This is a genomic window from Chryseobacterium gallinarum (assembly GCF_001021975.1).
GTDB classification, from domain to species: Bacteria; Bacteroidota; Bacteroidia; order Flavobacteriales; family Weeksellaceae; genus Chryseobacterium; species Chryseobacterium gallinarum.
Genome location: NZ_CP009928.1, coordinates 1272530 through 1293540, shown reverse-complemented (window position 1 = coordinate 1293540; position 21011 = coordinate 1272530). Strand labels below are relative to the sequence as shown.

The following is a 21011-nucleotide window of genomic DNA, read 5'->3' as shown; positions in this document are numbered from 1 at the left end:
ACTAATTTTATTTTGTACATAACCATTCTTATCATAAGGATGGTTTTTCGATTTAAGTTATTGATTATTAAATTTTATTTAAACTATTAAAAAGGATTTTCATATCTCACCAAAATAACCTAATTTTGCAAAGAAAGTAAAGATGTCTATTCATAACAAAATTGTAGAGACAGCCATCACTTTCGATGACGTTCTTCTAGTCCCTTCTTATTCAGAAGTTTTACCTAATCAGGTTTCATTAAAATCAAGACTTACCGACAAAATCACGCTGAATGTTCCGATAGTTTCCGCTGCAATGGACACTGTTACTGAAGCTGATCTGGCCATAGCATTAGCAAGAGTCGGAGGTTTGGGCTTTATTCACAAAAACATGACAATCGCTGAGCAGGCTGCCCAGGTAAACCGTGTAAAGCGTTCCGAAAACGGAATGATTTCTGATCCGGTTACCCTTTCCAAAGATCATACTTTGGGACAGGCTAAAGAAATGATGTCAAAATACAAAATTTCAGGCCTTCCGGTAGTAGATGCTGAAAATGTGCTGATCGGAATTATTACCAACAGGGACGTAAAGTATCAGGAAGATCTTGATATAAAAGTGGAAGAGATCATGACCAAAGAAAATCTGATCACTTCCGATAAAGATACCAATCTTGAAAAAGCCAAAGAAATTCTTCTTAAAAGCAGAGTTGAAAAACTTCCAATCGTAGATAAAGATAATAAACTGGTTGGGTTGATTACCATTAAAGATATCGACAATCAGTTAGAATATCCGAATGCGAATAAAGACCAGGGCGGAAGACTTATTGTAGGAGCCGGAGTAGGGGTAGGAGAAGATACCCTTGACAGAATTGAAGCCTTGGTGCAGGCCGGGGTAGATATTGTAGCGATTGACTCTGCACATGGGCACTCAAAAGGGGTATTGGATAAAATTTCTGAAATCAGAAAAGCCTATCCGGAACTGGATATCGTAGGAGGAAATATTGTAACGGCTGAAGCGGCTAAAGACCTGATTGAAGCAGGAGCTAATGTTCTTAAAGTAGGAGTTGGCCCGGGCTCTATCTGTACGACAAGAGTGGTGGCAGGAGTAGGAGTTCCTCAATTATCTGCTATCTACAATGTGTACGAATACGCTCAATCTAAAAATGTAACTGTAATTGCCGACGGAGGAATCAAACTTTCCGGAGATATCGTAAAAGCGATTGCTAGCGGAGCAGGAGCCGTTATGTTGGGGTCTCTTTTAGCAGGAACTGATGAAGCACCGGGGGAAGAAATTATTTTCCAGGGAAGAAAATTCAAATCTTACCAGGGAATGGGTAGCCTTTCTGCCATGAAAAGAGGAGGTAAGGAAAGATATTTCCAAAGTGAGGCTAAAAAATTCGTTCCGGAAGGAATTGAAGGAAGAGTTCCTCATAAAGGAAAGCTGGAAGATGTAATTTTCCAGTTGACGGGAGGTCTGAGAGCAGGTATGGGATATTGTGGAGCTAAAGATATTGAAGCTTTGCAACAAGATTCCAAACTTGTTATGATTACCGGAAGCGGATTGAAAGAATCCCACCCGCATGATGTAATCATCACTCAGGAAGCCCCGAATTATTCTTTGTAAAAATAATTGAGATTATAAATGAAACCGCACAGGAATGTGCGGTTTTTTTATTTTATAAATTCTATCCAGATTTAATGTAAATGATTTAAACTAATGGGGGAGATGTTTTTATAAATGCTAATTTTTTATCAAAATATTTTGTAACAATAATGTATATATTGTGACTAATTATGAGTTATGTGTCAAAAAACTATGTATTTTTGTGCAAAATATTATTTCGTTATTGTTAGAAAATGAGTATAATGTAATTTTATTTATTTAAAAATATTTAAAAATGAAGAAAACTATCCTTTGTGGGGCAATGCTACTTACCCTTTCACTATCAGCACAGCAAAAAAAAGATTGGTGTGATTTTGATACTGAACAAAGAGCACATCGTAATCAGAATCAGGAAATTGATGAAATGATCCGGAATATTCGTAATAGGATTATTGCTGCTAATCAAAACAGTTCTGCTAAAAACGGGAATACCTTTAAAACCGTTAATGGGGTTTATGAAATCCCTGTAGTAGTACATGTAATCGCACCTACTAATGCTACAATAGGATCACAATATAATAAAAGTGATGCACAAATTCAGGCTTGGTTGGATCATTGTAACGCAATGTATGCCGGAACCTATCAATGGGCTAATGGAGTTCCTGCTGATTTTGGAACAGCAGCAACCATGCCGATAAAACTTGTATTAGCAAAAAGAGACCCTAACTGTAATGCTACCACAGGGATTATCAGATATAATGGAGGTACCCTTCCCGGATATGATTCTTACGGGATAAAACGTCAGGGAACAAACGGAGTGACTACATCTCAAATAAAAACAATTGCTCCGCACTGGCCGGAAGCTTCTTACTTCAACATCTATATTATGAATAAAGTAGATGGTGGTGGAACATACGGAATTATGGGCTGGGCTGGTTTACCCCAAAACGCGAATTCCGGCTATGAATCTTTTATGAAATCATTTGTTGTAACATTACAAGATGATGTTACTTTAGCACATGAATTTGGACATAGTATGGGGCTGCTTCATACTTTTGGAGACGCAAATCCTGACGCGCCGCAAGGAGATACCACCACTACATTTTGTCCTCAGACCACTAATGATTGTACTCAAGATGATGACCAGGTTTGCGATACAGAGAGATCAAGAAGTTTGCTGAATGATCCTGCTCCAACCAATAATGATATGAACTATTGTACAGGATCAAATTATCAGGGAGTACAGTATAATATGATGAATTATACAAACCCTAAAGCATTTAAATTTACAAATGGACAACATGACAGAGCTGCTCTTTATTTCTTTTTGATGAGAGGTTCATTGAGTACTTCGTTAGGAGCTACTGCTCCAGCTGTAACACCTTCACTTGGTACTCCCATTGCAGCTTGTACTCCAACCGGAATAACGAACCAGACTAACTATTTTGTGGGCCCTACACTGGTGAAATTAGGAAATATTAATAATGCATCAACAGGTTTCTGGCAGAATGATCCTAACTATTATGTAGATTACACCGGGGCAAGTTGTTTAAGAGCAACATCCACAGAACTATTAGTTAATCAGTCTCAAAATCTTCAAGTAAATGTATCTGATGAAGGAAATGCAGTTCGTGCATGGATCGATTTTAACAATAACGGTAGCTTTGAAGCTTCCGAATTAATAGGCTCTGGCAACAATATTCCCGTGGATCCGGCTACCCTTATCGGTTCGTTCAATGCAACCTTTACAGCTCCATCTTCTGTAGTAATGGATACACCATTAAGAATGAGAGTGATTGTTGATTATCAGAATACTAATATTACACCTTGTGGACAGCTAACTTATGGGCAGGCTGAAGATTATACCGTAAAGTTTGTAACCAATTTAGCAACAAGTGAAGTGAAAGTGGACAAAGATGACTTAACAATCTATCCTAATCCTGTTACTACCGGAGATAAAATTTTTATTAAAGCTAAAAATAGTAAAAACTTAAAGGTTTCTATTTCCGATATGGCAGGAAGATTAGTGGGAAGTCCATCAGTAACTGAAGAAAGAAAAGGAATCTTCAAAGTTGATCAACAGCTTGAAAAAGGAGTTTATATGATTCAGGTTTCCAATGGAAAAGACAGTAAGACTTCTAAATTGATTATTAAATAATTATTGTAATAAAAAATTTAAAAACAGCAAACCTCCATTTCATTCAAATGGAGGTTTTAATTTAGCTTATTTTAGTATACTTAAACCTGGGTTTAATTACTTTATTTAAAAACTGTCCTTTGGATTTTGCAGCGCTGAATTTCTCAATAATAGTCTGGGGCACCTTAAAATAATCATAAACTGCTCCTGACTGATATATAATTCTCAATATTTCAGTGTCTGGAAAATATATAAATCTATTGACAACACTTGATGGCATGCAATATATATTGCAAAAAATGTTCCTATATTTGAGATAAGCATTTCTGATTTAATCAGATTTGAAGCTGGGAAAGGATGGAAATCATAGAGCCATAAAAAATAACCACTCATCTGTTTTTATCTTCTTTACAATCAAATTAATGGTGGCGTTGGCCTGAAAGTAACTTCAGCTTCCCTTCTCTTATACCTTTTCTTAACCCTGGCTCAGGTTAAATAGAGTTTTATGAATTCAGTATTTGATGATAATTGGTAATATGAAGATGTCCTTCCTCTTTAATCTCTACCTTTAGTTGATGTCTGAAAGCAATATCATGAATTTCTTTAGGAAGCATACTGCCTTTCTGACTGAGTATTTTACTCATATCCTTCAGCAGGTTGATATGAAGGATAAGATCTTCCTTTGCTTTTCCTGATAATTCCTGCATCAGCTTTTCCACCCTTTCGTCAGTAATATGCTGTTGCATGCGATGAGGATAATCTTCAAGACTGTAATTGGCCTGATAATCTTCTTCAAAACCATATTTTCTGATATAATCAATGGCAAGTGATGTAGCCTGTTCTCTGTCATGGCTTCTTCCGATGCTGGCATTTGCTTCTCCAAAAATAATTTCCTCGGCAATCCCTCCTGCAAGATAAATTTTAATCCTGTCAAGAAGGCTTTCCCTGGTATCATGTATCTGATGAGGAAAAGTAAATCCTGCGGCATAGCTGCTTGCTACCTTGCTTTTCAGCTGAAGAGGAGCAAATCCTGTATACAGCATATAAGAGACAGCATGCCCACATTCATGCACGCTGATATTGGCTACGGCATCCTGCTGATTAGATTGGCGTATCTTATCAATCCTTCCCAGGTATGGGATCTCAATCGTTCGTGCTCCAATCCTGCCGGTGATGACTTTCTGTTTTTCCAGATAATCAATTTCTATAGCAGTATCCTCATGAATAATGGCTTCAAAAAGAAACTTACTGAGATTGGTATCCAAAATATCAACCACACTGCTGAATACAGGGCGAACTCCCTGTACCGGAAATACGCCGTTTCTGTAAATCAGCTCATTAATAGCTTTATTTATCTTTAGCGTAATGCCAAACTTTGTTTTGGTTTTGTGCTTTAACGTATTAATCTCCCTTTGAATCAGCTTCTGAAAGTCTTCCGTTTTTAATGAGAAATAAATCAGATGGATATTACCAAAACGGGCTACCTGTTCAGGACGGAATTTTCTGGCAAGCGCATTTTTGATATCCACAACAGTGATTTTTTTAGTAAAAGCATGATAAATATTGGCATCTACATCCGCTTCACTGGTATCACGGGACATCTGAAAGGCTTCGTCCAGATTTCCACTAATGATAATCAGCATTTTACTGTAGTCTACCGGCTCGTAGATTTTCTTTTCCTTTTGCTTTTTACGGATCAGTTTAATCATATCCTCTTCTTTCATGTCGATAATGCTCATGACATCATCATCCATGCTCAGATATTTTTTAAGCTCTTTGGCATCCCACAAATTGAGATAAGGATTTTCATCCAGTTCTGTCTCACCGTTGAGTTTTCGCCTGTCATTTTCCTTTTTACGGAAAAGATAAGAGAATAGATAGTGTTCAAGATCTTCGCGTTCCCGCTTGCTCAGGCGTCCATCACTCAGAAGTTCCCAGAAATCGGTGAACTTGGTTTGCGGTACAGGAGCACCATCCGGATCAATGGTATTGAAACGTTGAATTTCATCAAAAAGAACGATACTTGGCTTTTCATCACTAAGGCCATTGCTCTGGAAGATATCGGAAACACTTTTGCTCCAGGAAGTTTCATCGGTATTGCTGAGCTCAATTTCTACAAAACGGTTTTGAAATTCCAGAAACCGGACCATTTTCCTTATCAGATCTGTTTTACCCACTCCTGTCATGCCCCATAGATTGATGACAACAGGGCGGGTGAGGATTTCAGGCATCAAATACCAGATCTGCAGGTATTCCATCAGGTCATCAATGATCTTGTCTATTCCTATGAATTCTTTTTTGAGGAAAGCTTTGCAATCATCCAGCTTTTTCTTTTTCTTCCGGATCTCTTCTTTATTGATAATCATGCAGGAAAATTACATTATTTTTTTAAATTATCCTTAAAGTCTTCTATACGGAAATCTGTCTGGGCATTTCCTTTTTCAATTTTTTCTTTGGAATAGAGCCTGAAATCGTTTTCCGTTTTTTCTAAAAGATAATCATAGGGTCCTACATGGGAAATCAGTTTTACCAAGACCGGTGAAATCTCAAGACAAATAAACAATCCCATAATAAACGCTGCAGCAAGTCCTATGATAGCTGAATTTTTTCCAAGCTCATCCAATGCCTGAAGGCGGGCCGCAAAACCATTGAATTTATCCTCAAAAGTTTCTGTGGATTTTCTTTCAGTTTCCAGGTTGGTATATACTTTTGAAATTTCTTTATCCAGGTATTCAAGTCTTGGAGCTGCCTGTTTCTGATAATTCTCAAGATCTTGCCTGCGCTGTTCCTTTAACTCCTGTTTACGCTTTGCATTAGGTCCGAAACCCTCTTTTCCACTGGTTAAGCCGGTTTGTTTTCCCAGAATTTCTTTTTCAAGCTCTACCGATGCGGAATCATAGGCTTTCTGATATTGAGCAATTTTTTCTGAGATTTGTTGCTTTTCTGTTTCAAATGGTCCGCTTTGCTGAAGGATCCTTCCGTTCATTTCTCCCTGAAGTTGCTTTTTATTTCTTTGAATAATGGTGTTCAATTGTTTATTGACCTCTTTTTCAAAGATTTTCAGCTCTAATGGTTTTGAGATAATAATCCCCAAGAATGTTGCTAATATCAAACGGGGAACTGCCATCAAAATCTGGTTCCACCACGTTCCTGTCTTTTTAATGGAGGAAACAATATATCGGTCCAGGTTAAAAATCATTAGTCCCCACAGGACACCAAATCCTGCGGCAGCCCAAATATTATCAAAAACAGTATACATGGCGTAGCCTGCAGAGAGAGTGGCAAATATGGCCGTGAAAAGTACAATGCCTCCGATTCCTGAAAACTTATTCCATTCACTGGGCGTTTTTCTTAAGATATGGATGTTTCCGCCTGAGCATATCATCAGAAACTTCTGGAACCAGTTTATTGCATGATTCGATTGATTTATAGTTTGTTGGTTTGTTTTCATAACAGAAAATTTATACAAATGTAGTACTAAAAATCATACCAATGTAAAAGATAGTATTATGTTTTACCAAGTAATTGTCTTGTATGTGGCTAATATGTTGGTTTACAGTTAATTTTGTTTAATGTGGGTTAGTATGAAAAATAAATAAATTACGACATGTTCTGTCGCTTTGCATCCCTACTTTTGTGATAGAAGGCAGATGAATCGGATAGGTTTAAATTCAACCAAAAATATAGATAAATCTACCATTGTGGGAAATATGAAAAAACTGTAGATTCGCAGCCAATAGTAATATAAATAGTAAAAACACAGCGTATGAAGAAATTCTACATGAGTGCATTTACCTTATGCATAATTTTTAGTTTGCCGGCCCAGGAAGTGGTTTGGCAGAAAGACATCAAATCCTCAACGCAGGATTTCCTAAGCCAGGTGACCACCACAATAGACCAGCAGTACCTTATCACAGGCAGCAGTATTCAGGCGGGAAGCCGGAAGCAGGGAACAGGAAATGCTGCCAGCCAGAACAACGGCTATGATTTCCACCTGGTAAAATTAAACCAACAGGGAGAACAGGTCTGGGAGAAGTATTTCTCGGGACAGAACCATGATTATTTGTCAGCCACTGTAACCACGCAGGATGGGGGCTTCCTTTTAGCCGGGACCTCCTATTCCGGAAAAGGGCTGGATAAAAAGGACGATTCCAAAGGAGGATCTGATATCTGGCTGGTCAGAATCAACGAGTTCGGGGATGAACTATGGCAGAAAACTTTGGGAAGCCCTTCCGATGAAGAAGCCAGGGCAGTGATTCAAACCACCGATTCAGGATTTTTTGTAGCGGGAAATGTACAAAACTCTTCTAAGGGTTACGGTTCCAAAGATGTATGGATAGTAAGACTTGATAAAGAGGGAAAAGAATTATCACAACTGATTTTAGGAGGAAAAGGTTTAGACGAAGTTGAAAAAATAATTCCCACGAAAGACGGTGGCGCTTTGTTAGGTATTTATTCCAGAAGCGGAGCTGTTAATATAAGAAATAGTCAATCAACAACCAATACTCCGGATTTACCTTCCAAAACTGCGGGTTCTGTAGCCAGAAGCCAAATGCCAAAAGCCAGCAGCAACTATGGTGAAGGCGACTACTGGATTGTAAAACTGGATAAAGCCGGAAAGGTAGAATGGGAAAAGAATTATGGAGGCAAAGGAGATGATCATTTGAGGACCCTGGCATTGACCTCCAGCGGCTATCTCATCGGAGGAGAATCCAGATCGGAAAGATCCGGGAACAAAACAGTAGGAATAGAGGAAGGAACAGACCTTTGGCTAATTGCCCTTAACGAAAGAGGCGAAGAGGAGTGGCAAAAGTCTTACAACTTTAAAAACCGTGATATTCTGATGGGAATGAGTGTGATAGGTGGGGAGCTGGAAGATGGAAGCGGGAAGTCTACCAAAGGAATTCTTTTGGGAGGTTACACCCAGGCAGAAGGAAGGATTGAAAAGGATGATGAAACTTTCTGGATGCTGTACCTGGATGGCAATGGTAATGAGCAGTGGCGGAAACATGTGGGAGGAGAATCGAGAAAAAGAGAGGAAAGGCTTTCGGACTTGAAGCTCAACAGGGATGGTTCTATTATCCTTGCAGGAACCAGCGCAGAAGAGCTGGGGAAAGAAAACTGGAAGATCGTCAAATTAGGAGATAAGCAGGTTGAACAGTTAATTGAAAAATATGACATTAAGATTTATCCTAACCCGGTATCCGATTATGCGTATGTAGAAATCGGCTTTGATTTCAAAGAAGCTGAGATTTTGTTGTATGATATGAGCGGGAGACAGCTTCAGAGTTTGAAAACGAAGAATAAGGTCACGAAAATAAATACCCAGGCTTTGATACAGGGGGCTTATCTGGTGACAATAAAAACGGATAATAATAAAACAGCGAATGCTAAACTGATAAAAAAATAAAACTAATATTCATGAAAAAAAATACAATAGCTGTTATTTTATTAACAGCCTTCTGGGGGCATGCACTTAATGGGCAATCTTCTGCAGGAGCGGATGTTGCCAAAAGTTATGTTGGAGACATCAATCAAATATTTCCAGCAGCTCCTACTTCAAATAACCTGATGAAGTTTGAAGAAGTCCCGGTAAGTTATTATACAGGAATTCCTGATATCAGTATTCCCCTTTTTAATATTTCGACAAGTAATTCCAAAGTACCTATAAATATTCAGCTAAAGTACCATCCTTTAAATGCTAAACCAGATGATAAGGCCAGTGAAACAGGTCTTGGCTGGAGTTTAATTGCTGGAGGGACCATTTCCAGAACCATACGAGGTGGTGGCGTAGATGAAAAGGACAGAACGATTGCTTTTTCCTCTCCCCCGAAATCGAAGTTTGGAATATATAATCATATTTATAATCCAACTTATAAACTGTTGAACAATGAACCTGTGAATATGGATGACTATACTTTCTTTGCAGGATTAGGAAGGTATGATACAGAGTATGATCTATTTCAATACAATTTCATGGGATATTCTGGTAGATTTTATATTGTAAAAGATGCTGCAGGAAATTATAAAGCAGAGAAACTGGACAGAAACAATCTCCAGATCCGTTTTGAAAACAATACTACCGGAGAAGTTACCTTCTTTACTATTATAGATGATAAAGGGATAAAGTACATTTTCAGTCCTATGGAAAAATCCCAAAAGTCAATTACAAACACAAAAACTGGATTAACAACGGGGATAGGAAATATTGATGGAAATGAAGAAATAGATGATTATTGGGCATCATTTCACCTTACCAAAATTACGGATCAAAATAATGTGGCCTTAGCCTTATTTAAGTATGAACTTTCTTCATTGGTTAAGTTTGAAGAACCTACTACCAGAACCTTTAGAGTAGCAAAAGATGTGTATTATTATAATACAAGTCAAAACACTAGTGGAACTCAACAGAATCCGGATGGAAATATGCCAGGAGCCATTGAATCACAAACCGTCTACAATACCACAAATACAAAACTTTTAACCAGTATTGAAATAGTGGATAAAGGTATTGTATATCTGAATTATGAAAAAGGCAGACAAGATTCCAACTATATTCAGCCGGCAGAGCTTTACAAGCTTAAATCTATCCAATCCAATTATCTGGGACAAAACATAACTAACTATACCGAAAAGTACACTTTCGATTATGGCTATACAGATACATATTATCAGCATAATACTCCCTTGGCTGTATTGAAAAAGATGATTCTGAATAAGATTACTAAAATATCACCCAATAATCAAAATCAAGAGTATACTTTAGAATATTATAAGACGGGAGGAGTACTCAGTAAAGACAACTGGGGATATTACAAAGCAAATACTAGTGATATAAAAAACGATGTTATTAAATCAATCACCTATCCTACAAAAGGAAAAGTAGTTTTTGATTTTGGAACTAATGATTATAGTCATTACTATAGCGGTGGAAGTGGTTCAATGTATCCTATACAGGGATATTTAACAAAGCAAGAACGGCAATTTTCTGTTCATTTTGGATCCTTTGATGCTGATAAACAATCTTTTTTTACTGTAAACAGCCCTCAAACGGTTAAACTCCATGCTATGATCGGCAACTTAATTTATTATAATTGGATATTTAAAATCTATAAAAAAATCAGTGACAATAATTTTGTAGAGGTTTATGAAAAAGGAGATGGTAATCAAACCTGTAATATACCCCAGCCTCCCTATTGTGAAGTATCTACAGTAAACCCCGATGGAGTAATTATTTCAGATTATCTTGTCGATCTGTACCTTGAGCCGGGAACTTATTATGCTTCATTAACAGGGAGTTATTATCCATCCATACCTGAAGATATAACTGATACGTTTTCTGTTACTACGAAAGAAGATGTTTTTGTAAATGAAACTAAAAGAAACGGAGGAGGTTTGAGGATCAATAACATTCAGTATTTTGATACTCCTGTTTCTCCCACACCCTCCAAGGAGTTTATGTATGATTATAGGGATATTAATACTCCTCAAAAGAGCAGTGGTTCTTTAGTGTTTCCTGAGCCTGTTCTGAGCTATAGTGATAGCTACTCCTATAGAAATAAAGTAAATAATGCAGATATTGTATATAGTGCCAATTTTGATATAAAGACGGATTATAATATCCTTCCTTTTCAAAAGACACAGGGTTCAGATGTGGGGTATAAATATGTTACCGTAAAACAAATTGTAAGAGGAAATAATAATGCCATTACCGATAATGGAAGTACAGTTTATACCTTCAGGTCACCACTTGATTTTCCAAACCAGGGAAGTTTAGCATTACAGCCACCCATCATGCCTATCCCGAATCTTGATTATCTTAGGGGCCAATTGGTTTCTGAAAAAAAGTATAACTCTTCAGGCCAGCTTCTTTCCGAAATCAATACCAATTATTCAGTAACAGAAATCGAAAAAAATGACGGTATCAAATTACAGGATAATTTTTATAGAAACTCAGTAGGGGAATACTTTATATATAATAGCTATCAGGAACTTTTTTTTCATGCGGGTGCTGTACAACTTACTACACCATATAAAAATTATGAAAAATTTGGTATCACTTTACCATCAAAGAAAACTGAGACGTCTTATTTTTATGAAAATGGAGTGCAGAGTTCAGTAACGAGTACTACAAACAACACCTATAATTCTTTTGATTACCCGTCACTTTCCATGCAGTTTCTTCCTGATGGCAGTACTACAACAACCAATTACTTGTACGCTACGGAGAAGAATAATCAAAAGCTTATCAATGCCAATATGATTGGAATACCGCTGGAAACAGGTGTAACCCAAAAGCTAAACAATTTGGTTGCTGAAAAGACAATCGCAAAAACAGAGGTTATTTATGATCCATCTACCAGCAGTCTATTCCCTGATGCTGTTATGGGATTGAACACCCAGACAAACGCTATGGAAACTAAGATTAAGTATGATAAATATGACAGTAAGGGAAACCTGGAGGAGTATACCTTGAAAGAAGGTACACCGGTTACAATTATCTGGGGTTATAATAAGACACTTCCTATTGCTAAAATAGAGGGTGTGAGAATGTCAGATATCCAGCAATCTTCAATAATGAGTATTGTCAACGCATCGGATGCCGATGCATCTGCAGCTCCCAATAATGATGAATCAGCTTTATTGTCTGCACTAGACATTTTTAGAAAAACGGCAGTGCCGCGAGCCCTGATTACTACTTATACATATGACCCTTTAGTCGGAGTGCGAAGTATAATACAACCTTCCGGAGTGAAAGAACTTTATTTCTACGATACAGAAAACAGGATTAAAGAGATTAAGCAGGAGACCAGGGATGCGGGCGGCAACGTATCATACAAGATCTTAAAAGAATACCAGTACCATTTTAAAAACTAACCGATGAATAAACTCATAATTACTATAGGAATCCTGCTTACCAACGGATTACTGCATGCGCAGCTTTCCCCGGCAGAGAACTATATATATACCAAAACGTATCTGGACCATACAGATTTAAAAGTAACAGAAAGTGTTCAGTATTTTGATGGCCTTGGCAGGCCCAAACAGGTGGTTGGCGTAAAAGCCTCTCCTTCGGGAAAAGATGTGGTTACCCATATTGAATATGATGGTTTCGGAAGGCAGGTTAAAGATTACCTACCCCTTCCTCAACCCGGGACCCAGAACGGAGCTATCTATGCTTCACCTCTTGGCAATGCTTCATCCATCTATGGTGGGGAAAAGATCTATTCAGAAAAAATGCTGGAAAACTCACCTTTAGACAGGATTCAGCAGCAGGTCCAGGTGGGCAATGACTGGGCTGGTAAACCTGTGAAGTTTGAATATGGAACGAATGCATCTGATGAAGTCTATCAATTTGTTACTTCCACAACCTGGGAAAACAATGCGACTAAAAGTATTCTGAGTTTATCATCAGCACAAACCTATGCTCCCAATCAACTGTATAAAAATATAGTAAAAGATGAAGATGGAAATGAAACACGAGAGTTTAAAAATGGGCAGGGGCAAATTATGCTGGTACGTAAAACAGATGGGATAAAAAATATTGATACCTATTATGTTTACAATGAATACAACCAACTTGCCTTTGTTATTCCTCCCAATGCTGTTCATCAATCAATCACGGACGATCTGCTAAACGACTTGTGCTATCAATACCGTTATGATGGTAAAGGGAGGCTTGTAGAAAAGAAGCTTCCAGGAAAAGGCTGGGAATATATGGTATATGATAAACAGGACAGGCTTATTCTTACTCGCGATACCGTTATGGAAGCGAAAGGACAGTGGCTTTTTACCAAGTATGACAAATTTGGACGTGTTGCTTATACGGGGATTTTATCCGGCGGTGACAGAGAAGCAATGCAGAACCAGATAGGCAATCAGAATATAGTGGAAGAACAGACTGCCATAGGTTTTGACAGGTCTGGAATTATAGTGTATTATACCAATAATTTTCTATCCGGTTCCCAGACTGTTCTTAGCATTAATTACTATGATAGTTATCCTCGTGATACCAATAAATTCCCGCCTGCCATTATTTTAGGTCAGCCCGTGATTAATGCAGGCAGTACTGTCAGCACCCAGGGAATGCCTACTGCTTCTTACGTAAAGAATGTAGAGGATGATAACTGGACCAAAACATATTTTTATTACGATTTCAGGGGAAGAACAGTGGGAACTCATTCTGTAAACCACCTTGGAGGGTATACCGGTACGGAAACCCAGCTGGATTTTTCAGGCACTCCTAAAATGGCCATTACCAGGCATAAACGTTTAAACACCGACACGGAAAGGGTTATTACAGAAAAGTTTGAATATGATTCCCAAAACAGGTTATTGGTGCACAGGCACCAGGTAGATAATAACCCTGAAGAGATCTTAGCCCAGAATACTTATAATGAACTTTCCCAGCTATCCAATAAAAAAGTAGGCAATAACTTACAGAGTATTGATTATGCTTACAATATCAGGGGCTGGATGACCAGGATCAATGATCCTGCCAACCTGAATGGGAAATTGTTTGGCTATGAAATCAAATACCATAATCCTGTGTATACCAATTTAGCTTCAGGCAGGTTTAATGGGAATATTGCCGAAGTAGACTGGAGAAACTCTTCAGAGGATGTTTTAAAAAGATATTCCTATACCTATGATGGCCTCAACAGGTTAAAGGATGGTATCTATACGGAGCCTAATGCCACCAATCCATACAACAATAACTTTAATGAACATCTTACCTATGACATGAATGGCAATATTATGACCCTGAAAAGAAATGCTTTCCCGGTATTGGGAAGCACTTCCACGGTGGTTGATGATTTAGAGTATAACTATACCGGCAACCGTTTGAACCAGGTGATAGAACATTCTCTGAACGATACCGGCTATGAAGGCGGAAATAATATCATAGATTATGACCTGAATGGGAATATGCTTAATTTGAAGGATAAAGGGATTCAGAGTATTGCATATAATTACCTGAGTTTACCCGATGCCTATTCCATTACCCAAACTGACCCTTTTTTCGGGACTAAGAATTTCAGGTTGCAATACCTTTATCGTGCAGATGGGGTAAAACTCCGTAAACTCAATACTTCAGGAGGCGGAAGGGGACAATCAACCACTAATGTTATTACCGATTACCTGGATGGTTTCCAGTACAAATATCGTGAAGTTATTGAACCTTGCCTATGGTGCCGTACAAGTGTAGCTTTTGAAAAGGAGGCTTATAAGGAATCCGGGGAAATTCTTGAGCCGGGCGTTATTACCCCGGAATGGCGTCTTGATTTTGTACCAACAGCAGAAGGATTTTATAGTTTCGGGGAAAACCGTTATATTTACCAATACAGGGATCACCTTGGAAATGCGAGGGTAAGCTATATTAAAAACAGCGCAGGTGTTGCTCAAGTGACGGATACTAACAATTATTATCCGTTCGGGTTAAACCATATTGGCCAGGGAAGAGGGCTTTTAGGAGGATATTTTAATTATAAGTACAATGGAAAGGAGCTACAGGAGACGGGAATGTATGATTATGGGGCAAGGATGTATATGCCGGATCTGGGAAGATGGGGTGTGGTGGATCCAAGAAGTCAATACACGCACGAAGCCTACAGTTATGTTTGGAACAATCCAATCTCATATAACGATCCGACAGGAATGGAGGGTGAAACAGGAAAATGTCCTCCCGATTGTCCAAAAGGAGTTACTGAAATAAAAATCCTTCCTAATAAAGAAAAAGAAGTAGTAATTCAAGAAGTTACTCTTACCGGAAAAGCTAAAAGCAGTGATTCCGGTCCCGGAAGCTTAGCTATGGCTGCTTTACTCGTTTCACAGGCAGATTCTCCAGTACCTGGTCCTGCTGATGTTGTTGCTGCAGCAATGTTAATAGGAGCTGGAGTCTGGTGGACAGTTAATCAATTTACACCACCTAGCACAGGATACACTACTATTGCAGATCCAGGTGCGGGTTACAGAAATTTAAAAACTGAAGATACAGCTGAAGAAGATAAAGACGTAAATGGTGTTGATGTTCCAGAAGAAGGAAAAAGAAGGAAAAATAGATTACCTGATAAAGGAGAACCAAATACAACGGAAACTAACGATCCTGGAACAACTTCTAAAAAGTATGGACCCGATGGGAATGTTCAAAAAGAATACAACAAGGGACACGGGCCAAAATACCCTAAAAATGAGCAAGATGATCATATACATGATTACAAGCCTAATCCTCGAAATCCTACAGGAAGAGGAGATAGGCAACCGGGAAGACCTCCTAAAAAAGGCGAATTATTAAGAGATTTTGGAATAAAAAAATAATTTGAAATGGATATAACGAATACTGCGTCTGAAGTTTTTATTGGAGAAAACTCATTGATAAGCACAAAAATAGAAGAAATAAATCTTAATAAAGATGAATTTGGGGAACTACAAATACAAATTACAATAAGTGGTTTTTCAAAAAAGAGTAATTATTTTAAAATAAATCTATTGTTTACCGAAGTAGTAGAATTTAAGTTTTATTATAGTAATATTTATAATTTTTATAATATTGAAAATTATAAATTATTACATATCAACAACCAAATTTATATTAGCTTTGATCCCGATGAGAACGAAGAAAAGTCTGAAGGTGATTCTGATTTTATAATTGCAAAAAAACTTGAACTATCCTCTCTCGAATAAATTTCCCATTGCTAGCGTAAGCGTCACGCTTGTGCAATGATAACAATAAAACCACTGCAAATGCGGTGGTTTCTTTTTCTATTTTCAAATACAAAACAGAACAAGATAAATAAATCTCTAATCGGAGGAGAAACAATTACTTATGATGATAATGGAATATGGTGCAACATCTTGATAGGATGATAGAAAAGATAAAATATAATTATCTTAACCTTCCTGAAAATATGAGCTTTCTATCATTTCCAGGTACTCAATTAAAAACATCTTTACAATATATTTTAATGCAAATGGTATAAAATTAAGAAAGCAATATACTACTCAGATAGGGTTGATTACTGATTACTTAGATGGCTTTCAATATACACAATTGAAACTCAATCCCGCAGTATTAAATTTTGTTCCTACCTCAGAAGGCTATTATAATTTTGAAAATAATAAGTATATTTACAGTTATACAGATCATTTGGGAAATATAAGATTAAGCTATTTCAATAATGGAAATGGAATAGAAATTCTTGAAGAAAATAATTATTATCCCCTTGGATTGAAATACGGAGGTTATAATACATTAGATGGAAATCAAGCATATAACTATAGTTACAATGGGAAGGAGGTGCAAGAAAATGGGATGTATGATTATGGAGCAAGATTCTATATGCCTGACATAGGAAGATGGGGAGTGGTAGATCCGAAAGCAGAATTAATGCGTCGCTGGTCGCCTTACAATTATGCATTTGATAATCCAATACGTTTTATTGACCCAGATGGAAGAAAACCTGAAGATGATTTTAGATTGTTAAAAACGGGTAAGCTTGAATTAATTAGAAAAACTGATAGTGATGAAACTAAAGGGGTTCATACTATTTACAATGAAGATAATAGCAAATCGGTAACGGTTAATAAAGATGTTATTGATAATAGATTGGATGGAAAATCAACAGTTCGTGAAGGAGATGATTCAAGAGTTACAGATTCTTCTGTTTATATTTCAACAGATAAAAGATCAATGAAAAACTTTTTCAATTTCATCAAAGATAATGTTACTAATGAATTTAGCTTGGCAGGATATAAAAGTGTAAAAGAAGGAGGAAAAGAAGTTTTTGCAATTTCTACGGAATATAAAAAATCTCAAGAAGGTGTAGGTGGGTATATGGCTTGGAAAATATTAAATAATAAAAGTATGAAAATGACAGAGTTTACACATTTACATCCAGGAGGAACACTTGTTCCATCAGGTTTTAATGGCCATGGATCACCAACAGAAGGTGATAGAGGAAATAAAATACTTTTTGAAAATGACTTTTATAAGAATAGAACTCCTGATAATTTTAATATAGTTGTACCAAACTCAAAAAAAACAATAATTTATGATTCTTCCAAATTTGAAGTTAAATAGATTTATTATAGTATTTTTATTAATATTTTTTTCTTGTAATAAAGATAATACTGTTAATAATACAATAATAAATGAGGCAACACAAGTTATTAAAAATACTTCGCATTTAAAAAGTAAGAATATAACATATTTATATAATGATATTAGAGATAATGATTCCATAATAGGGATTACTTATGGATTACCTGTCTATGAAAAAGACAGATATTATGTGAAAAAAATTAATAACAAAGTTTTATTAATTGAAAAAAATATTTACAATCGTTTTTTCAAGAATGAAAATTTAAAATTTTGTAACGATCCTAGTTATTTTAGAAGTAAAGATTACTTTCCTAATATTGGAGAACCATATTTTGTTAATATATTTATAAAAAATGGTAAAGTACAAAAAATTGAAAGGCAAAATATTCCTGAAAAATAGCATTGAGTTTAATTATTAAAGCCACTAGTCTTGGTGGCTTTAATAATTATAAGTACAATGGAAAGGAGCTACAGGAGACGGGAATGTATGATTATGGGGCAGATGTATATGTCGGATCTGGGAAGATGGGGTGTGGTGGATCCAATGGCTGAGCAAATGCGTCGTCATAGCCCTTACAATTATGCGTTCAATAATCCAATAAGGTTTATTGATCCTGATGGTATGGCACCTAAAGATGATTTTAGACTAAATAAAGATGGCTCCCTTGACTTGATCAGAAAAACAAATAGTGACGAAACAAAAGGAACTCACACAATTTATAATTCTGACTCATCAGAAGCTTTAGTTGTTAATAAGGATCTTATTGATAAAAAAGTTGAAGGAGAATAAGATGTATGGTGGGACAGCTACATTCTTGATTGAATCAAATAAAAAAGACGCTCAAACGATATTTAAATTTATGGCTAGAAACACCAATGTAGAGTTTGGTTTAAATGAATATCAATTTAAGGAAGGAAAAGCTTCTATAATATCCACGAATCACGAATCCAATGTAGATACTGCTCAAGCTTGGTTTAATTATTCATTCTATGGGAAAGGAAAAGATTTAAAAATATTGGATAACTGGCATTCTCATCCCAATGCAACAGATTTAAAAGAATTTAAACCGTCAGGTTGCAACTCAGATGGTACTCCAAATGATTATACTGGAGATAGACAATACTATAAATATTTAAAAGAAAGTAATGGTGCGGGATTACCTCAATATTTTAATATTTATGGTACAAAGGTAAAATCAACTGTTCAATATAATGATCAAGTAATGAAAAAAATCAAAAAACTATGAAATCCTATATTTTAATTTTTCTTTCATTTATTTATCTGGCTTGTGATTCATCGTCGCAAAAAAAAGAAATGCTAACAAATAAAAATGAAATATCTCAAACAGACTCTGGAGTAAAACTAAATCTTATTACAATTAAAGAACCTTTAGAAAGAGAACTGAATGATTTTATAAAAAAGCTAGAAAACAATGGACATGATAAAAAATCTAAAAAATCAATTCTTATTTATTTAAAAGATCAAAATGAGAATCATATGGATATTCTCTTGGCTAGTGATACGCCTAAGGAGATCGAGAACTTGAAAGGATTTTCTGTCTATAATAATTATACACTTTATTTCTTTTTTAAAAATATTGAGAATAATTGTATGATAAATATTGAAAATAAGACTAGAAACGAAAAGTTTAAAATTTTACCACCTGCTCCATATAATAATCCTCAGAAAAGAATAGTTTTTAAAAAATGTACTAAGATGAAAGAGGAATATAATGACGGTTGGTAAGCTATAATACCTAAGTTTATCAGTACAAATACAATGGTAAGGAGCTCCAGGAGACAGGGATGTATGATTATGGTGCGAGAATGTACATGCCAGATTTAGGAAGATGGGGTGTGGTGGATCCGCTGGCGGAAACCTCTAGACGATGGAGTACTTACAATTATGCTTACAATAATCCGATTAGGTTTATTGATCCAGACGGAAGACAAGGAACTGATATTTTTAAATGGGGTAACAATGGACAATTAACAAAAGTTGCAGATTCTAATACTGATGTAATTTATGCTGAAAATCAATTTGAAAAAGATGGAAAAACGTTGAAAGCTGATGCTAAAGGAGTTGAAATTGGGGAAAAGGGGACAATTGCCGCAAATAAGGAAGAAATTAAATTAGAAAGTACATTAAAAGATTCGAAAGGCGGAAAATCTGATTTAATGACAACATTAAAACTTAATGACCCCAATAAAGCAACTGAATTAGCTGAATACTTATATAATAATGCCAAATCAGAATTTACAAATGGTACATACACATCTAAGGGAAGTAATTTAACAAAATCAGTTATATCAACCTTCGGTTTAATTGGAAAGTCTCCAGTTGATCCACGAGCATTAGGAATGACAAACTTTTCATCTTATGAGGGAGTTTTCACACTAACAAAACACGATCATAATCACCCAGGAAACAGTCTTCCAAGTGGATATTTTCCTTGGGGAAATGTTGGCAAAAATAGAGATGCTTATGAAGGAACATATGATTATGATAACACAATTAATCCAATATATAAAGATACTATTTTTAGAGTTTATAGAAATGGTTTTTACACAACATACGATAAAAATGGAGCATATGAAAAATAAATTATTACTAGTTCTAATTCTGATATCCCAGTTAGGTTGGTCGCAAATTCCATGCATATCAAAAAATTATAAAATTAATAATTTTATTGATGCATTTATTTATACAAATAATGATGAAAATTTTACACCAACTTTATCATCAATTTATGTATCAAGTTTATATTACGAGAATCAAGGATATATGATTACCATCACTAGGGAAAATAATAGTGATATTAATATAAATCCTAAAGCTAAAAATTTAACCTTCTTTAAGTATAAAAAATTTAATTTACTATTAAAGGGTAATACTCCTGAAGATCTTAACTTTTTAAATAAAGCCATTATAAATAAATCTATTTCAAACAACTCTGACTTAAAATTTACCACATCTAATGATAACATTTCTAATGATCCTTATCAATGGCTTCTTCTATTTGATATGAAAATGAATCTAATAAATTATTCTTTACCAGAAGAAGAAAATAAAATAAAAGAAATTTTTGAGAAGTTTAGTATTCCAACGAGTAAAGTTGAGAAAAAAAAGTTGAATAATTTTAGAAAACTTTCCCCACACTGGTATAAGCATCTTTCTTGTGCCTAGAATA

Annotated in this window: 14 protein-coding genes and 2 pseudogenes; 13 read left to right on the top strand and 3 right to left on the bottom strand. The window is 35.9% G+C overall.

Going from position 1 to position 21011, the window contains the following annotated elements; all coding sequences use genetic code 11:
- The first annotated feature begins 142 nt into the window (after window positions 1–142).
- Together guaB and OK18_RS05840 are read left to right on the top strand one after the other, a co-directional pair.
- Complete coding sequence (gene guaB, locus OK18_RS05845) at window positions 143–1603, top strand: IMP dehydrogenase (RefSeq protein WP_050022570.1); 1461 nt, start codon at window positions 143–145, stop codon at window positions 1601–1603.
- A 274-nt stretch (window positions 1604–1877) separates the two neighbouring features.
- Window positions 1878–3740, top strand: coding sequence for a GEVED domain-containing protein (locus OK18_RS05840; protein ID WP_082129147.1), 1863 nt, complete (start codon window positions 1878–1880; stop codon window positions 3738–3740).
- Between the two features lie 61 nt (window positions 3741–3801).
- On the opposite strand, the gene OK18_RS05835 is transcribed toward OK18_RS05840, so the two are convergent.
- The 3 genes from OK18_RS05835 to OK18_RS05825 form a co-directional block, all read right to left on the bottom strand.
- Window positions 3802–3999 (bottom strand): KTSC domain-containing protein, encoded by a 198-nt coding sequence (locus tag OK18_RS05835; RefSeq protein ID WP_050022571.1) that lies wholly within the window; start codon window positions 3997–3999, stop codon window positions 3802–3804.
- A 223-nt stretch (window positions 4000–4222) separates the two neighbouring features.
- A complete protein-coding gene (locus OK18_RS05830; protein WP_053327416.1) occupies window positions 4223–6085 on the bottom strand; it encodes an AAA family ATPase in 1863 nt (620 codons plus the stop codon).
- 14 nt (window positions 6086–6099) lie between these two features.
- Window positions 6100–7170 carry a DUF4407 domain-containing protein gene (locus tag OK18_RS05825; protein WP_053327415.1) on the bottom strand — a complete coding sequence of 357 codons (1071 nt, stop codon included), beginning with the start codon at window positions 7168–7170 and terminating at the stop codon, window positions 6100–6102.
- Between the two features lie 315 nt (window positions 7171–7485).
- Between OK18_RS05825 and OK18_RS05820 the strand changes: the two genes are divergently transcribed.
- From OK18_RS05820 to OK18_RS05770, 11 genes and pseudogenes are all read left to right on the top strand, one after another.
- Entirely contained in the window at window positions 7486–9129 is a 1644-nt protein-coding gene (locus OK18_RS05820; protein WP_053327414.1) for a T9SS type A sorting domain-containing protein, read from the top strand.
- 11 nt (window positions 9130–9140) lie between these two features.
- Window positions 9141–12596 (top strand): hypothetical protein, encoded by a 3456-nt coding sequence (locus tag OK18_RS05815; protein ID WP_053327413.1) that lies wholly within the window; start codon window positions 9141–9143, stop codon window positions 12594–12596.
- Between the two features lie 3 nt (window positions 12597–12599).
- Window positions 12600–16037 (top strand): DUF6443 domain-containing protein, encoded by a 3438-nt coding sequence (locus OK18_RS21670; RefSeq protein ID WP_053327412.1) that lies wholly within the window; start codon window positions 12600–12602, stop codon window positions 16035–16037.
- Window positions 16038–16043: 6 nt separating this feature from the next.
- Window positions 16044–16403 (top strand): hypothetical protein, encoded by a 360-nt coding sequence (locus OK18_RS05805; RefSeq protein WP_050022460.1) that lies wholly within the window; start codon window positions 16044–16046, stop codon window positions 16401–16403.
- A 367-nt stretch (window positions 16404–16770) separates the two neighbouring features.
- The gene (locus OK18_RS21885) at window positions 16771–17799 is read left to right on the top strand and encodes an RHS repeat domain-containing protein (RefSeq protein ID WP_053327411.1); all 1029 of its coding nucleotides are present in this window, start codon (window positions 16771–16773) and stop codon (window positions 17797–17799) included.
- A complete protein-coding gene (locus OK18_RS05795) occupies window positions 17771–18220 on the top strand; it encodes a hypothetical protein (RefSeq protein WP_053327410.1) in 450 nt (149 codons plus the stop codon). Before OK18_RS21885 ends, OK18_RS05795 begins: the two co-directional genes overlap by 29 nt.
- Window positions 18221–18267: 47 nt before the next feature.
- Window positions 18268–18445, top strand: a pseudogene (locus OK18_RS21930) (RHS repeat domain-containing protein); the annotation flags it as partial.
- Window positions 18446–18596: 151 nt separating this feature from the next.
- The gene (locus OK18_RS05785) at window positions 18597–19067 is read left to right on the top strand and encodes a JAB-like toxin 1 domain-containing protein (protein WP_156173232.1); all 471 of its coding nucleotides are present in this window, start codon (window positions 18597–18599) and stop codon (window positions 19065–19067) included.
- Window positions 19064–19567 carry a hypothetical protein gene (locus OK18_RS05780; RefSeq protein WP_156173231.1) on the top strand — a complete coding sequence of 168 codons (504 nt, stop codon included), beginning with the start codon at window positions 19064–19066 and terminating at the stop codon, window positions 19565–19567. Before OK18_RS05785 ends, OK18_RS05780 begins: the two co-directional genes overlap by 4 nt.
- Before the next feature lie 17 nt (window positions 19568–19584).
- Window positions 19585–19770: pseudogene (locus OK18_RS21925) on the top strand (RHS repeat-associated core domain-containing protein); the annotation flags it as partial.
- Between the two features lie 643 nt (window positions 19771–20413).
- Window positions 20414–21007 (top strand): hypothetical protein, encoded by a 594-nt coding sequence (locus OK18_RS05770; protein WP_053327405.1) that lies wholly within the window; start codon window positions 20414–20416, stop codon window positions 21005–21007.
- Window positions 21008–21011 lie beyond the last annotated feature (4 nt).

What these genes read in the sequence shown, in the direction of transcription:
- guaB (WP_050022570.1), top strand. Translation starts at nt 143, where the DNA reads ATGTCTATTCATAACAAAATTGTAGAGACAGCCATCACTTTCGATGAC.
- OK18_RS05840 (WP_082129147.1), top strand. Translation starts at nt 1,878, where the DNA reads ATGAAGAAAACTATCCTTTGTGGGGCAATGCTACTTACCCTTTCACTA.
- OK18_RS05835 (WP_050022571.1), bottom strand. Translation starts at nt 3,999, where the DNA reads ATGCCATCAAGTGTTGTCAATAGATTTATATATTTTCCAGACACTGAA.
- OK18_RS05830 (WP_053327416.1), bottom strand. Translation starts at nt 6,085, where the DNA reads ATGATTATCAATAAAGAAGAGATCCGGAAGAAAAAGAAAAAGCTGGAT.
- OK18_RS05825 (WP_053327415.1), bottom strand. Translation starts at nt 7,170, where the DNA reads ATGAAAACAAACCAACAAACTATAAATCAATCGAATCATGCAATAAAC.
- OK18_RS05820 (WP_053327414.1), top strand. Translation starts at nt 7,486, where the DNA reads ATGAAGAAATTCTACATGAGTGCATTTACCTTATGCATAATTTTTAGT.
- OK18_RS05815 (WP_053327413.1), top strand. Translation starts at nt 9,141, where the DNA reads ATGAAAAAAAATACAATAGCTGTTATTTTATTAACAGCCTTCTGGGGG.
- OK18_RS21670 (WP_053327412.1), top strand. Translation starts at nt 12,600, where the DNA reads ATGAATAAACTCATAATTACTATAGGAATCCTGCTTACCAACGGATTA.
- OK18_RS05805 (WP_050022460.1), top strand. Translation starts at nt 16,044, where the DNA reads ATGGATATAACGAATACTGCGTCTGAAGTTTTTATTGGAGAAAACTCA.
- OK18_RS05795 (WP_053327410.1), top strand. Translation starts at nt 17,771, where the DNA reads ATGATTCTTCCAAATTTGAAGTTAAATAGATTTATTATAGTATTTTTA.
- OK18_RS05780 (WP_156173231.1), top strand. Translation starts at nt 19,064, where the DNA reads ATGAAATCCTATATTTTAATTTTTCTTTCATTTATTTATCTGGCTTGT.
- OK18_RS05770 (WP_053327405.1), top strand. Translation starts at nt 20,414, where the DNA reads ATGAAAAATAAATTATTACTAGTTCTAATTCTGATATCCCAGTTAGGT.